Source organism: Staphylococcus muscae (genome assembly GCF_003019275.1).
Taxonomy (GTDB): domain Bacteria; phylum Bacillota; class Bacilli; order Staphylococcales; family Staphylococcaceae; genus Staphylococcus; species Staphylococcus muscae.
Genome location: NZ_CP027848.1, coordinates 536,767 through 551,372, shown reverse-complemented (window position 1 = coordinate 551,372; position 14,606 = coordinate 536,767). Strand labels below are relative to the sequence as shown.

Sequence of the window (14,606 nt, the reverse complement as noted above, 5' to 3'; positions counted from 1 at the left end):
AATTTATTGAGAAAGTCGACGCAATTTTATTGTATTGCGTAAACGTGTGAAATGATAGAAAGCATCTGCATCTTGCATTGTGAGACTCATATCAATTTGTGATGAGAGCAGTGTTAATAACCGCTGCTCGGTCACCTGTGAAAGTTCAATATGATATAAATCATGCATGTAGTCTGTTTGGTTAGATAGCTGCAGTAGTTGATGTAATAAGATGTGATCAAGATGTGCATCTCTTTTCGTTTGATGATCGAAATGAATTTTGATATCGATTGCTTTATTTGACGCAAGGACAATATGAAAAATTTGATCAATATTGATGAGATGAAATGTGTCATCATCATAGCGAATAGCGTGTGCTTCAGATTCTGTTGTGCTGAGTGTTAATGTTGGATGATGTTCAATGATTTGATCGACAAAGCGAATCTGATCAACCAGTTGCCTATTCGCCTTGATATAATTGAGTAACCAAACACTAATGCGTGATTTGAAAGTATAGTGTGACAGTAAATATGTGATAAATCGTTGCTTTGCTACATATAATGGCGTATCGAATATGACATTGTGATTATAAATAGCGCTCACGTTCTTCATGCCACTGTGTATTGTTTGGTTCTAATTCGATAAGACGTTCTAAAAGCTTCTCACGTGTTGCAGTATCACCGATCTCAACGACATAGTGATAATAGTCGCCGAGAAAATCAATGTTGCTGTGTAGCGTTTCGTGTGCAAGTGCATAGAAATGCTGTGCCTCTTTATCACGTTCTTCTTCTCCGAGTGCATAGGCAATTTGCCACATGAATTGTGGATCCATATCATCTTCTTCAGTATATTGAATCAACGAGATAAGTCCTTCGTTATCTTCTTCATTGCGATAATAGTCTGCGAGTAACATCAATGGTTCTTGATAAGCAGGGTCCACTTCTAGAGCTTGTTTTAGTAATGATACTCCAGCTTCTGCATCCCCATGTTCTACTTGTAGCGCACCTGTCGAATACATCAACTCTTTATAAAATTGGTTAAGGCGTAACCCTTCTGTTCCAATTTCAATGGCATCTTCATATGCTTTTTCATTTTCATACAGTTGTTGTAAGTAAAAATACGCTTGCATATAATCAGGATCTTTTTGTAATAATGTACGTACAATTTTGATTGCTTCTTGTGTTAAATCATTTTTATCAAATGCAATGGCTTTTTTGAAGTAATCTTCAGAAGTCATTTCTTGTTCATGAATTTCTTCAAACCATTGTAAAGCATCTGAATAATTCCCACTTTGCAAACTGCTGTCAGCAAGGCGTGAGAAAATATTTACACCATTAACGATGTGTTCACCTGCTTCAAGGACTGTATCATATTCACGTGATGCACGAAGATATTGACCGTCATAATAAAATAATTCTGCAATCGCAAAGTGCAATATCGGGTCTGAAGGTTGCATATCAATTGCTTGTTGTACTTTATCAATCGCTACATCTGTCATATTGATCTGTTGATATAAGTCTGCCTCTAACATTAAACGTTCAGGTGTCAGTTCTACATCATTTAAATACTCTAATGCTTCATCAGTATGATTTTCAGAAATCAACCCTTCAATGAAGTAAATGAGTACATCTGCTTCATCCGGATATTTCATATAGAGTGCTCTAAAAACATCCAATCCTTGTGGCATAAGTCCAAATCTGTACAACGTTTCGCCGAGAAGGAATAAAGCTTCATCATGATCTGATTGAATCGCTTGTTCTACACGACTATTAATATCTTCTAATTTTTGACTATTGATGTCGTCGATTAACTTATAGATGTCTTGCATGTTATCCCTCATTTTCTAATTGTTTTAAAACAGATAAGAAACCAGGAAATGACACATTGACACTGTCAAATTGGCTAATATGATACTTTTTCGGTGACAAGGCTGAAGCAATTGCCAACATCATACCGATACGGTGGTCCGTATGACTATCTAACTCAGCTATTTTTGAAATGGATGATGGATGAATGATGAGACCATCTTCAGTTGGTTCAAGCATTAAACCGAGCTTGTTTAATTCTTTTGCCGTTGTGTCAATTCGATTGGTTTCTTTTACCTTTAATTCTTCAGCATTTTTTATAATACTTGAACCTTGAGCTTGTGTACAGAGTAAAGCAATGATAGGCAGTTCATCAATACATCTAGGAATCAAGTTCCCACTGATTTCAGTACTTTTCAAATCAGGTGTATATTGTACACGAATAGAAGCGGTCGGTTCGGGACCATCTGTTACATTAAAAATAGTAAGATTACCACCCATATTTTTGACAACATCTAGAATACCATCTCGTGTTGGATTAATGCCAACATGATGTATTGTAATGTCGCTGCCAGGAAGAATTAAACCAGCAACAATAAAGAAAGCGGCAGATGAGATGTCTCCAGGTACATAAAAATCTGCTTGTTCAATATGATCGATACCGCGCGAAGGGAGTTTAACGCGTAAAGACGCTGTTTCAATCGGAATACCATAATGTGCAAACATCGTTTCTGTATGATTACGTGAGAGATCCATTTCATCTATGACAGTTTCTTCATCAGCAAACAATCCTGCGAACAAGATGGCACTTTTCACTTGTGCACTTGCAACAGGCATTTGATAGTGAATACCACGCACTTTACTTGGTTGAACAATTAATGGCGTGAAGTCTCCGTCAACACCAGTGATATCAATATGCATTTGTTGTAACGGTGTCAAGATCCGCCCCATCGGTCGTTTACCGATTGAGAAGTCACCGGATAAGACGCTTTGTAGGCCAACGCCGCCTAACAATCCAGCGAGTAAGCGTGTTGTTGTTCCCGAATTGCCTGTGTAAAGCACTTGATGTGGTGTTTTAAAGTGCTGATAGCCGGGTGAATCAATAATTATTCGATCATCTTGGACATCGATAGACACGCCAAGTAATCGGAAAATTTCTGCTGTGCGCAAACAATCCTCACCAAGTAGCGGTTGATGAATAGTAGACGTTCCCTTCGCTAGTGAAGAAAGGATAATTGCACGATGGGTCATTGATTTATCACCAGGAACGATGATTTCCCCTTTCAATGGAGCATGTATGTCAATCAATGTTGTCATTTGTAGTAGACTCCTTTCTTAGCGCTTTCAAGTGATTAAAAGCTTGTTGTAGTATCTCAATTGGAACGGTTTTGACAGTTGGATCACCAATATTTTTGAGTAAAACCATACGTATACCTGATTGATTATTTTTCTTATCTTGTTTCATCAGTTGTAATAACGGCTCAAAAGAAAGTGTATCAATCAGGTGAAGCGGATAGCCAAGTGTTTGAAAATAATCATAATAACGACGAACTGTATGTGACACCCCAAGCATTTGATTTGAAACAATCATTTGATAGAGAATACCGATCATAACAGCGTGTCCATGCGGTATTTTTGTCTCATATTCGACTGCATGTCCGAACGTATGACCGAGATTTAACCATTGGCGTTGACCTTGTTCTTTTTCATCATTTACGACGATGTTCAATTTTGTTTGAATGCCCTTCATCAAATATTGTTCCATGTTAGTTAATTTTAACAATGATGCTGTGTCTTTGTATGTTGTTTCTAATGCGTTAACAAATGAGTTGTCATTTAAGAGTGCATGTTTGTATACTTCCCCATAACCGCTTAATACTTCGCTAGGCGGTAAAGATGTCAAAAAGTCTAAATCATAAAGCACTGCGGTTGGTCTATGAAAGGCACCGATTAAATTCTTTCCTTGTCTCGCATTAATTCCTACTTTTCCACCAATACTTGAATCATGTGCCAAGATAGTAGTAGGAACTTGTATAAAGTCGACACCACGTAACAATGTCGCAGCTAAAAAGCCGACAAAGTCTCCAACTGCACCACCACCAATGGCGATGAGACATGTATTTCTACTTGGTTGAAAACTCAATAACTGCTCTAAATAAGATTGGAAGTGTTGGAATGTTTTAATCTGCTCTCCCGCAGGTAAAACAAATGTCTCATCAACATGATATGCAATTACTTCTTGAATTTTTGAAGACCAATGTGTTGAAACGTGTTCATCTACAAACACAAAGACATGCTGATAGTTAGCAGTATATTGTGTCAATTTCTGAATTGCATGGTGTGAAACGATGATAGGGTAATTTTGAGATACATAAGTCGTTGTAAATTCCATGATCGTCCCCCTATTAAAAGTTAATGTTCATTTCACGACGTTGATCAACTTGATTTTTAAGAATCGACATATTGTTCGACTCAAATTCTTCTAATAATGCACGTGCCACTTCAAATGTTACAGCGTGTTCACAAACAATACTTGCAGCGGGAACTGCACAACTATCTGAGCGTTCAATTGTTGCTTTGAACGGTTCTTTTGAATTGATATCGACAGAAGCTAATGGTCGATATAATGTTGGGATTGGTTTCATTACTCCATTGACAATTAACGGCATTCCATTCGACATACCACCTTCTAAACCACCGAGATGATTAGAAGCACGGTAGTAACCATGTGTATCATCATAGAGAATTGGATCTTGTATTTCGCTTCCTAACTTGTCGCCTGCTGCAAAGCCTTCTCCAAAAGATACTCCTTTAAATGCATTAATACCAACGATACTTTGAGCGATGCGTCCATCCAATTTACGGTCGTAATGCACATAACTACCAATACCGACCGGCATATGATCTACAATGACTTGAACAACACCACCGATAGAATCTCCATCTTGTTTCGCTTGATCAATCTTATCTCTCATCTGTTGAGCAATTGTTTCGTCAACAACACGTACATCATTGGTGTCTACGTGTTCTTTAATTGTTGCGATATCGTATTCTGATGCGTCATGAATCCCGCCAATGGCAACGACACGACTGTACACATCGATATCTAGTTGTTGGAGTAATTGTTTACATAATGCACCAACTGCGACACGCGCAGCAGTTTCACGTGCAGATGAACGTTCGAGTACATTGCGCAAGTCTCGATGTTGATATTTTAGCCCTCCAACCAAGTCAGCATGACCGGGTCTTGGTTTAGTAATGACGCGCTTCATATCAGCTTCTTCTTGTTCGCTAATCGGTGCTGCTCCCATAATATTACGCCAATGTGTGAAATCATCATTTTTTATCACAATCGTAATTGGGCTACCGAGCGTATAGCCGTGGCGGACACCCGAAACAATCTCGACACTATCTTTTTCGATTTGCATACGTCGCCCACGACCATACCCACCTTGTCGCTTATACATCTCATTGTTCAAAGACTCAATATCGACTTTCATATTTGCTGGTAACCCTTCAACAATCACTGTCAGTTGTGGCCCATGCGATTCTCCAGCTGTTAAAAATCTCATTTGTATAACACTCCTTCTCAAGCGCAAAAATATGTATCTACCCTTAGACAAGTATTTACAATCGCTCAATTATTAGATATGTTTCTCATCATAGCATAAATCATATATTTAATTAACAGAAAACTTCAAAATATTTTATCGCTTTTACTGACTAAAATGAAAAGTAGTCTATATAAAAATAAACAAAAAAAGAGGGTCTTAATCTTTTGTGGTGGGATGGCATGAAATGCTATCCCGCCTTTTTTATGTTTTAAATCATTTGGATACAAAAAAAGCGCGCACGCCTCTATAATTTTAAGTGACTAAACAAAAAAATAAAGAGGAGACATGATGCGCCTATGTGTAATGATATATTAAAACTACTAAAAATAAAAGATGAAAATATTCAAGTTCTTAAGGTGGAAGAAGATGTAGAAGTGCGTGGTCGGCTTTCTACGGTTGTTTATGGAACACTTTCTTATACACCCAAAGCTTGTATGAAGTGTGGTTGTGTCAATGATGGGCAAATCCATAAGCATGGTAAACGCGTTTCGCGTTTAACACTATTAAAATCTCAAGAATCCAATGTTTATCTTAATTTAGCGAAAGAACGCTTTAAGTGTCTACATTGTTTAAAGACTTTTACGGCTCAAACAAACATTGTTGATAGTAACTGCTTTATTACCAACCGTGTGAAATTAGCGATTCAGGATAAACTCACACGTGTACAGTGTGAGATAGATATCGCTCATGATTGTAGTGTTTCACCGAGTACAGTTAAAAGATGTATTCATCAACTCTCACAATCATTAATAGTCAAACCTTCATCTGGATTGCCAAAACATATCTCCATAGATGAGTTTAAAAGCGTTAAGAACGTGACAACAGCGATGAGTTTTTTGTTTATAGATAATGAAACGAATCAGATTATTGATATCTTAGAAGATAGACGTATTCATAAACTCAAAGAGTACTTCTATCGCTTTGATCGACGTGAACGATTAGCTGTTAAAACTGTAACTGCTGATATGTATGAACCATACATCAACTTCATTCATGAAGTATTTCCAAATGCGATTTTGATCTTTGATCGCTTTCACATTGTTCAGCACCTTAATCGTGAATTAAATAAGCAACGTATTTCTGTAATGAATGCTTATCGCTATCGATCATCAACAGATTACACGAAAATGAAAAAGCACTGGAAACTCTTTCTTTCTGACAGGCAGGATATTAATAGTTATGAATACTTTTGGTCGAAGTCTTTCAAAACGTACACAACATCAAGAGATGTTTTAACATATCTACTAAGTCTTGATCAGCAGCTCTATGACACTTATATGTTAGTTCATCAACTTCGTGAAGCATTGAAACAATGTGACTGGTTACGTTTCAAAGAAACTTTAATGGGTGTCGAAAAGAAGCATGTATCACGTGGTGTTTGGCGTATCATTCGATTCTATAAGAAATACGAGTATGTCCTTTACTCAACAATCAAGTACCCGAAGTTTAACAATGGAGCGATTGAAGGTATCAATAATAAAATTAAGCTTATTAAACGTGTATCATATGGCTATCGCAACTTTAATAACTTTAAAGCGAGAATACTCATCATTTTTAAGCTGTATCAACGTTCTAAAAAGCAAGAGCTATTAAGCTGTGTTGCATAAAGATTACCTCGTAACTTAACATGTCACAAACGCTCATATAACTGTATGGTGTAAAATCATTTCTAATACGAGACGCCTAAGGCAACAAGCCGAACTGAAAATCCATTTTGGCTTCACTTATTCAATAAAGCCAAAATTAGTTGAAGTGAGGCGCCTTGGCAAGTGAGTATTAAAGAAATGATAGTACTCAAAAAGCGTACAATTAATGAATAACTGTACGCTTAAATGAATGTAGTGATTACTACGTGTTATGATTAAGTTAAATATAAAATTAGTTACTTTTAATTATCTGCCCACCACAAAAGATGGACATCCAAAAAAGAAAGGCCAAACTGACCCTTCCATACATGATACTATTATTCGTAAACCCATACATCTTCTGGTAAAGTGTATGAACTAATCTCTGATTCATCAAACCATAGTGCAATTTCTCGTTCAGCTGATTCAACTGAGTCTGACCCATGAACGACATTGCGTCCTACTGTTAAACCTAAATCACCACGAATTGTGCCTAGTGAGGCTTCTGATGGATTTGTTGCACCGATGATATGACGAGAGATGTTAACTGCATCTTCTCCTTCTAATACCATCGCAAATACAGGTGCTGATGTAATAAAGCTAATCAAACTATTGTAGAATGGTCTTTCTTTATGTTCAGCATAATGTGTCTCTGCTAAAGATTGCGGTACAGTCATTAACTTCGCAGCTACTAATTTTAACCCCTTACGTTCAATGCGCTGTACGATTTCTCCAATCAGTTTACGTTGAACCGCATCTGGCTTGATCATTACAAATGTTCTTTCCATGAAAAATCCCCCTTATTAATAAACATACATCAATATACTATCATGTATGTAAAGCGCTTTCAATTACAATTTAACGAATGCGATGTTGTAGTTTATGAATGATTTTTTGGAAAAGTGGTTTCAATGCATCATTTGATAATGAATCGAGTTGTTGTGTTGCTTTGTTTAGATATTGTGCACTTATCTCTTTTGACTGTGCTATCACATCAGAACGTCTAATTTGTGCAATACATTCTTCAAACAATTCGGCATCTGCGTCTTGATGAAGCAATGCAACTTTTTGTTTAAATATCTTATCTTGGCGCATTTCTAATAGTACAGGTAATGTTAAATGACCGTTACGCAAGTCGCTGCCGACAGGTTTACCTAACTTCTCTGTTGTACTTGTAAAGTCCAATATATCATCAATAATTTGGAAGCTCATGCCGATATAATGACCGATTTGGCGCATCGTGCGAACTGTTTGTGCGTCAGCATCGGAAGTCATCGCTCCGACTTCGGTAGATAATTGAATGAGCAAAGCAGTTTTTCGATTGATTCTACGCAAATAATTCGTCATCGATTGATCAGATCGGAATTGGTCTTGAAATTGAAAAAGTTCTCCACGACAAACTTCAGTGATTGCCGATGACAATGTACGATGGATGCGTGGATCCTCGATATAAGATAAATATTCTAATGCACGTGCGAGTAAGAAATTTCCTGTCAAAATAGCAGTTGGTTTATCCCATTGTTTTTCAATCGTTTTTTTACCACGACGTTTGTCACTATAATCAATCACATCATCATGCACAAGCGTTGCCATATGAATCAGCTCGAGAGCAGTTGCAACGCGATACGCAGATTCATTCGCTTGATCTGGGCCAGCATAGCTACTCAAGATGACAAATAAAGGTCTTACTCGCTTTCCCCCGGATTTTAATAAATGATTAGCGGCAGATTCCAAAATTGGATCATCGCTTTTAATCAATGACTGAAGCCTTTTTTCAATTGTCTTTATTTCTTGATTTAAATTAATTTTCGACATGCTACTCACCTTTTAATCATTCGTGTTCGGTTTATAAGCGAGGTGCATCGCTGCAACACCACCCGTAAAGCTTTTAACTTTAACATTCTGGAAATGTACACTTTCAAACAATTTCTTTAATGTTTCTCGATCTGGGAAGTCAAAAGCTGATTGCTGTAACCATTCATATTCTGACTTAGACTTGGCGAATAATTTACCAAACAATGGCATAATAAATTTAAAGTAAAGTTGATAAGCTTGCTTGAACACTGGTATTGTTGGTTGGCTTGTTTCAAGACATACGGCCATACCGCCTGGTTTAAGCACACGATACATCTCTGCTAATGCTACCTTATAATCCGGAATATTACGTAATCCAAATCCAATCGTCACATAATCAAAAGTATTATCTTCAAAAGGCAGTGCCATTGCGTCTCCTTGAACGAGACGAATGTTGTCCATTGAACTTGTTTTTTCTTCACCGACTTTTAACATATTTTCACTAAAATCAAGACCTGTTACTTCACCATCTGGACCTACGGCGTGACTTAATGCAATTGTCCAATCCGCTGTACCACAACAAACGTCTAAAGCGATTGATCCAGGTTGTACGTTCATTTCTTTCATCACTTTTTTACGCCAACTTTTATGTTGTTCAAAACTGATAATATTATTTAAACGATCGTATTTTCCTGAAATATTTTGGAAAACTTCATGTACTTGTTCTTTGTTTGCTTTGTTTTTACTCATAATTTAAACCTCATTAGTTTGTATATTTTTCTTGTAACTGGCGAAATAGAATATCCGATGTCTCACTATCAAATAGTGTGAGATAGCTGAGATCTGTTACTTGTAATTCTTTGATAAGTGTCGCAGTGATTGCACCTGCCATCTTATCAGGTTGATACACATCTAAGACTTGTTGCAACAACAATGTTTCAATCTGATAGATGATTTCGACAACTTGCGATTGTGGGATATAATCAGCCTGATGTTGTAATGATGACTTCAGCTCATTGATTTTAACGATTGCTTGGCTCATTTTTAATTGAAATTCTGTATTGTCTAGTTCTGACAGCAACGTGTAATAATGTGCACTTAATAAATCTCCAATGAGAATTCCATCTCGTTCAATCCCATGATAACTGACTTCATCGAGGTGTTTCAACGAGGTATCAATTGAGAGACATGCAAGTTTTGCTTGGATCGGAATATGTAACGGGTCAAGCACATGACTCAACGCATGATTGATATGTATCACTTGCGGTTGTTCTATTCTGTCTAAACGTTGATTAATTTGTTGTTCGAGTAACTGATACGTATTTGACATGTGCGTCACCTCTCAATTTAGTCACTTTCTATATTAACACTAACCCCTAAAAAATAAAATGCGAATTATCGGAATGACGTATTAAATATAACGGCAAACAAAAAAACCCACATCGTGATGAGGGCTTTCTTGTAGATAAAAGAATTATTTAACTGCGTCTTTTAAAGCTTTACCTGCTTTGAAAGCTGGTACTTTGCTTGCAGGGATGTCGATTTCTTTACCTGTTTGTGGGTTGCGTCCTTTACGAGCAGCACGTTCACGTACTTCGAAGTTTCCGAAACCGATTAATTGTACTTTGTCACCTTTAGCTAGTGAGTTTTGAATTGATTCGAAAACGGCATCAACTGCTAAGCTCGCATCTTTTTTAGTTAAGTCTGCTTGTTCAGCAACCGCGTTGATTAAGTCTGTTTTGTTCATTTCCAAGTTCGCCTCCTTAAAGGTTATGTAATGATAACTCATTTATCATTATGGTATGACTTTAACACAATATTAGGTATATCTGCAATCATTTATATACGAAAAACGGCGGTTTCATCGCATTTTTAATGATTTTTTAGTATTGAAATATCCCAAATTTAATAAAATGGATTAAATTACTCTGATTTTTTTGTTCTACCCATTAAATCTTTCAGTGCTTCTTCGACTGGTTGTGATTCGAATAACACGTGATAAAGTGCATTCGTGATTGGCATATCAACATCCATTTGTTTCGCTAAGTGATAAACAGATTCGGTTGTATAAACACCTTCAGCAACCATGTTCATTTCATCGAGTATTTCTTGCAATGTTTTTCCACTTCCAAGTGCAAAGCCTAGCGAGTAGTTGCGTGAATGTGTTGATGTACATGTCACAATCAAATCACCAATTCCTCCTAAACCTTGGAATGTCAGTGGGTCTGCACCTAACTTGACACCAAGTCGTGTAATTTCGGCCAAACCACGTGTAATGAGTGCAGCTTTTGCATTATCACCATAACCTAAGCCAGCAAGAACGCCACTCGCTATCGCAATTATATTTTTCAGTGCCCCGCCGATTTCAACACCAATCAAATCTTCATTCGTATAGACACGTAAATAATCTGTCATAAATAAGTCTTGAATGGTTTTGCATAATTCGGGACAACTTGAAGCTGCTGCAACAGTTGTCGGCTGTTGAATAACAACTTCTTCAGCGTGACTTGGGCCGGACAAGACACCGACACCCCCATTGTGTTCAAGAGAAATCTCGTCTTCAATCATTTCTGAAACACGTTTGAAAGTTTTATTTTCAATCCCTTTTGCTACATGAATGAACTGTTTCTTTGAAGTTAATCGTTCATCAACTTGTGATAATACTGTACGAATAGCTTTAGTAGGTATTGCAACCAAATAAATATCTGCATGATCGACAGCTGATTGAATATCAGTCGTTGCACGAACTGCATTATTCATCGTTGCTTCTTTTAAATACGCAGAGTTTGTATGTTTCGTATTGATTTCTTCAACAGTTTTGGCTGTTTTCCCCCACATCAATGTGTCGTGCCCATTGTCTGCTAGGACATTCGCTAATGCTGTACCAAAACTCCCTGTACCGAATACTGTAATTGCAGTCATATTGATATGCCCTCCATTTTACTAATTTCGCTTACGAGCGATAATGTGTACGGGTGTACCTTCAAAACCAAAGGCACTTCGAATTTGATTTTCTAAATAGCGTTTATAAGAAAAGTGCATGAGCTCTACATCGTTAACGAATACAACAAATGTCGGTGGTTCAATCGCAACTTGTGTTGTATAGAAAATATTTAAGCGACGACCTTTATCTGTTGGCGTTGGGTTCATAGAAATTGCATCAGTGATAACTTCGTTTAATGTAGAACTTTGAACACGTTTTTTATGATTTTCACTCGCTTCATTAATCAGTGGGAATAGCGTACGTAAACGTGTTCCTTCTTTAGCTGATACGAATGCGATTTGTGCATAATCTAAAAATTGGAAGTTATTACGAATATCATCCATAAAACGTTTCATCGTTTTACTGTCTTTTTCTAACGTATCCCATTTGTTGACAACGATGACGATGGCTTTACCTTCTTCATGGGCATAGCCAGCAACACGCTTATCTTGTTCAATGATTCCTGCTTCTGCGTCTAAGACGACGAGTACAACATTAGAACGTTCAATCGCCTTTAGCGCACGTAGGACAGAATATTTTTCTGTCGTTTCATACACTTTCCCTTTTTTACGCATCCCTGCTGTATCAATAAGGACATAATCTTGTCCGTCATAACTATATTCTGTATCAATCGCATCACGTGTTGTCCCTGCAATATTTGAAACGATGACACGTTCTTCACCTAATATTGCGTTAACAAGACTAGATTTACCAACATTTGGGCGACCAATCAATGATAATCTGATAACAGAATCATCATATGGGTCTTCTTCTTCAGGTTTGAAGTGTTTTGCGACTGCTTCTAACAAGTCGCCTAGTCCAAGACCGTGTGATCCTGAAAGTGGATATGGTTCGCCAAATCCTAATGTATAGAAATCATAAATATCGTTGCGCATTTCAGGGTTATCAACTTTGTTTACGGCAAGTACCACAGGCTTTTTTGACTTATAAAGCATTTGAGCAACCATCTCGTCGCTTTGTGTAACACCTTCACGAACATTCGTCATAAAGATGATGACGTCCGCTTCATCAATCGCAATTTCAGCTTGTGCACGAATTTGCGTTTGGAATGGTGCGTCTCCTATTTCAATACCACCTGTATCGATTATATTAAAATCATGTGTAAGCCAATCACCACTTGCATAAATTCGATCTCGTGTAATACCTGGTGTATCTTCTACAATAGAGACACGTTCGCCAACAATACGGTTAAATATCGTTGATTTCCCAACGTTTGGGCGACCTACAATCGCCACTACTGGTTTCGTCATAATTGTTCTTCCTCTCTATCAATATCTTTATTATTCTAGCATATCCATCACAGAAATGTCGTTTTTCAAAAAATATCATTTCTACACCTTTTCATAATGCTAGTTGTGTTTCTTTTTAGGGAGTAGGATAGTTTCTCTATCTCAGTCCTCTTAAATGTGAATTTTTCATTATTTGTATTATAGCATGGTCTTTTGTGATAAGGAAAACTGGAAAGCAATCAGACATAATAACGAATTTAAGTTAAAAGCGTATATGTGACAAGTCTTCACCACAAAATAATAGACTGATAAGCTACATAGTGTAACTTATCAGTCTGCGCTTAGACATTAATGAATTAAAGGTTAAGGTTTTTAAATTTATCAGCGAATACATCCCCTAAAGTTGGGTTGTTGCTGTCATCGTCTGTTGATAGTGTATATTGTTCTGTTGTTTCTGGTGATGCTTCGTTCGTCTCTTCAGCAGGTGCTGCTGCTTTAATAGAAAGTGAGATACGTTCTTCAGCAGGATTAATACCTAAAATTTTAGCATCTACTGTTTGGCCTGGTTCTAACACTTCATTTGGAGAACCGATATGTTTGTTGCTGATTTCAGAGATGTGTACGAGACCTTGTAATCCAGGTCCAATCTCAACGAAGGCACCGAAGCTTGCAAGGCGCATGACTTTACCTTCTACAACATCGCCTTCGTTAAATTTTGATTGAATTGTTTCGAATGGGCTCGGTAAAGTATCTTTAATAGATAAAGATACACGTTCAGAACCTGGCTCAACAGAACGTACTTTGACTTTTACTGTATCACCAACAGCTACAACTTCGTCAGGAGAAGAAACGTGTTCGTGAGATAACTCAGATACGTGAACCAAACCGTCAACACCGCCAAGATCGATAAAAGCACCAAAGTTAGCAAGACGGGCAACTTTGCCTTCTAAAACGTCGCCTTCTTTAATAGAGTTTAAAAGCGCTTCTTTTTTCTTTGCATTTTCTTCCGCTTCAACGGCTTTACGGCTAAGGATGACACGATTATTTGAAGGGTCTAGCTCTTCAACTTTAAGTTCAAGTACTTTGCCTTCATAATCAGAGAAATCTTCAATGTAATCAGTTGAAATCAGTGATGCAGGAATAAAGCCACGTTGACCTACATCTACAACTAATCCACCTTTAACAACCTCTGTAACAGTCGCTTCAATTGTTTCATTGTTATCGAGTTTCTCTTGTAAGAATTCATACGATTTTTCTTCTTCTAATTGACGTTTAGATAAGATATAACTACCAGATTCGTTTTCTTCGTCAATTTCGATTTTTGTTACGTATGCTCCAATTTCGTCGCCAACTTTAACAACTTCATTAGCATCTTCTACGTGATGTGTTGTCAATTGGCTGATTGGGATAATCCCATTGAATTTTGCGCCGTTTACATGTACAACGACATGTTTGTCATTAATTTGTTGTACTTCACCTGTAACCTTGTCGCCTTCTTTAATGTCTGTAATCATTGATTCATTGAATTCTTCTGTCATCTTATATGCCTCCTTGTA

At 37.2% G+C, this 14,606-nt stretch carries 14 protein-coding genes; 1 reads left to right on the top strand and 13 read right to left on the bottom strand.

Going from position 1 to position 14,606, the window contains the following annotated elements; translation table 11 throughout:
• Nucleotides 1-3: 3 nt before the first annotated feature.
• From C7J88_RS02650 to aroC, 5 genes are read right to left on the bottom strand one after another with little or no spacing between them, the layout of a single operon-like run.
• Nucleotides 4-591, bottom strand: coding sequence for a YpiB family protein (locus tag C7J88_RS02650; protein WP_095116946.1), 588 nt, complete (start codon nucleotides 589-591; stop codon nucleotides 4-6).
• A complete protein-coding gene (locus tag C7J88_RS02645; RefSeq protein ID WP_095116944.1) occupies nucleotides 566-1,807 on the bottom strand; it encodes a tetratricopeptide repeat protein in 1,242 nt (413 codons plus the stop codon). Before C7J88_RS02645 ends, C7J88_RS02650 begins: the two co-directional genes overlap by 26 nt.
• Before the next feature lies 1 nt (nucleotide 1,808).
• Nucleotides 1,809-3,101 (bottom strand): 3-phosphoshikimate 1-carboxyvinyltransferase, encoded by a 1,293-nt coding sequence (gene aroA, locus C7J88_RS02640; protein WP_095116942.1) that lies wholly within the window; start codon nucleotides 3,099-3,101, stop codon nucleotides 1,809-1,811.
• Entirely contained in the window at nucleotides 3,085-4,176 is a 1,092-nt protein-coding gene (gene aroB / locus C7J88_RS02635) for a 3-dehydroquinate synthase (protein ID WP_095116940.1), read from the bottom strand. The genes aroA and aroB overlap by 17 nt, the downstream gene beginning before the upstream one ends.
• 13 nt (nucleotides 4,177-4,189) lie before the next feature.
• Nucleotides 4,190-5,356 carry a chorismate synthase gene (aroC, locus tag C7J88_RS02630; protein WP_095116938.1) on the bottom strand — a complete coding sequence of 389 codons (1,167 nt, stop codon included), beginning with the start codon at nucleotides 5,354-5,356 and terminating at the stop codon, nucleotides 4,190-4,192.
• 338 nt (nucleotides 5,357-5,694) lie between these two features.
• Between aroC and C7J88_RS02625 the strand changes: the two genes are divergently transcribed.
• Entirely contained in the window at nucleotides 5,695-7,005 is a 1,311-nt protein-coding gene (locus tag C7J88_RS02625; RefSeq protein ID WP_059108181.1) for an ISL3 family transposase, read from the top strand.
• Nucleotides 7,006-7,361: 356 nt separating this feature from the next.
• On the opposite strand, the gene ndk is transcribed toward C7J88_RS02625, so the two are convergent.
• The 8 genes from ndk to rpsA all read right to left on the bottom strand — a co-directional run bounded on the left by ndk (nucleotide 7,362) and on the right by rpsA (nucleotide 14,588).
• Entirely contained in the window at nucleotides 7,362-7,811 is a 450-nt protein-coding gene (gene ndk / locus C7J88_RS02620; protein ID WP_095116936.1) for a nucleoside-diphosphate kinase, read from the bottom strand.
• Between the two features lie 70 nt (nucleotides 7,812-7,881).
• On the bottom strand, nucleotides 7,882-8,838 hold the full coding sequence (locus C7J88_RS02615; RefSeq protein WP_095116934.1) for a polyprenyl synthetase family protein: 957 nt from the start codon (nucleotides 8,836-8,838) through the stop codon (nucleotides 7,882-7,884).
• Between the two features lie 12 nt (nucleotides 8,839-8,850).
• Complete coding sequence (locus C7J88_RS02610) at nucleotides 8,851-9,567, bottom strand: demethylmenaquinone methyltransferase (protein WP_095116932.1); 717 nt, start codon at nucleotides 9,565-9,567, stop codon at nucleotides 8,851-8,853.
• Nucleotides 9,568-9,580: 13 nt separating this feature from the next.
• Nucleotides 9,581-10,147 carry a heptaprenyl diphosphate synthase component 1 gene (locus tag C7J88_RS02605; protein ID WP_095116930.1) on the bottom strand — a complete coding sequence of 189 codons (567 nt, stop codon included), beginning with the start codon at nucleotides 10,145-10,147 and terminating at the stop codon, nucleotides 9,581-9,583.
• Nucleotides 10,148-10,291: 144 nt separating this feature from the next.
• Entirely contained in the window at nucleotides 10,292-10,564 is a 273-nt protein-coding gene (locus tag C7J88_RS02600) for an HU family DNA-binding protein (protein WP_095118132.1), read from the bottom strand.
• A gap of 176 nt (nucleotides 10,565-10,740) precedes the next feature.
• Complete coding sequence (locus C7J88_RS02595; protein ID WP_095116928.1) at nucleotides 10,741-11,739, bottom strand: NAD(P)H-dependent glycerol-3-phosphate dehydrogenase; 999 nt, start codon at nucleotides 11,737-11,739, stop codon at nucleotides 10,741-10,743.
• 21 nt (nucleotides 11,740-11,760) lie between these two features.
• Nucleotides 11,761-13,071: a ribosome biogenesis GTPase Der gene (der, locus tag C7J88_RS02590; RefSeq protein ID WP_095116926.1), complete on the bottom strand. Its 1,311-nt coding sequence runs from the start codon at nucleotides 13,069-13,071 to the stop codon at nucleotides 11,761-11,763.
• A 335-nt stretch (nucleotides 13,072-13,406) separates the two neighbouring features.
• Nucleotides 13,407-14,588 (bottom strand): 30S ribosomal protein S1, encoded by a 1,182-nt coding sequence (gene rpsA / locus C7J88_RS02585; protein ID WP_095116924.1) that lies wholly within the window; start codon nucleotides 14,586-14,588, stop codon nucleotides 13,407-13,409.
• Nucleotides 14,589-14,606 lie beyond the last annotated feature (18 nt).

Coding starts and splice junctions, on each gene's coding strand:
- C7J88_RS02610 (WP_095116932.1), bottom strand. CDS start 9,567: ATGAGTAAAAACAAAGCAAACAAAGAACAAGTACATGAAGTTTTCCAA.
- C7J88_RS02595 (WP_095116928.1), bottom strand. CDS start 11,739: ATGACTGCAATTACAGTATTCGGTACAGGGAGTTTTGGTACAGCATTA.
- aroA (WP_095116942.1), bottom strand. CDS start 3,101: ATGACAACATTGATTGACATACATGCTCCATTGAAAGGGGAAATCATC.
- ndk (WP_095116936.1), bottom strand. CDS start 7,811: ATGGAAAGAACATTTGTAATGATCAAGCCAGATGCGGTTCAACGTAAA.
- aroB (WP_095116940.1), bottom strand. CDS start 4,176: ATGGAATTTACAACGACTTATGTATCTCAAAATTACCCTATCATCGTT.
- C7J88_RS02650 (WP_095116946.1), bottom strand. CDS start 591: ATGAAGAACGTGAGCGCTATTTATAATCACAATGTCATATTCGATACG.
- der (WP_095116926.1), bottom strand. CDS start 13,071: ATGACGAAACCAGTAGTGGCGATTGTAGGTCGCCCAAACGTTGGGAAA.
- rpsA (WP_095116924.1), bottom strand. CDS start 14,588: ATGACAGAAGAATTCAATGAATCAATGATTACAGACATTAAAGAAGGC.
- C7J88_RS02615 (WP_095116934.1), bottom strand. CDS start 8,838: ATGTCGAAAATTAATTTAAATCAAGAAATAAAGACAATTGAAAAAAGG.
- C7J88_RS02605 (WP_095116930.1), bottom strand. CDS start 10,147: ATGTCAAATACGTATCAGTTACTCGAACAACAAATTAATCAACGTTTA.
- aroC (WP_095116938.1), bottom strand. CDS start 5,356: ATGAGATTTTTAACAGCTGGAGAATCGCATGGGCCACAACTGACAGTG.
- C7J88_RS02645 (WP_095116944.1), bottom strand. CDS start 1,807: ATGCAAGACATCTATAAGTTAATCGACGACATCAATAGTCAAAAATTA.
- C7J88_RS02625 (WP_059108181.1), top strand. CDS start 5,695: ATGTGTAATGATATATTAAAACTACTAAAAATAAAAGATGAAAATATT.
- C7J88_RS02600 (WP_095118132.1), bottom strand. CDS start 10,564: ATGAACAAAACAGACTTAATCAACGCGGTTGCTGAACAAGCAGACTTA.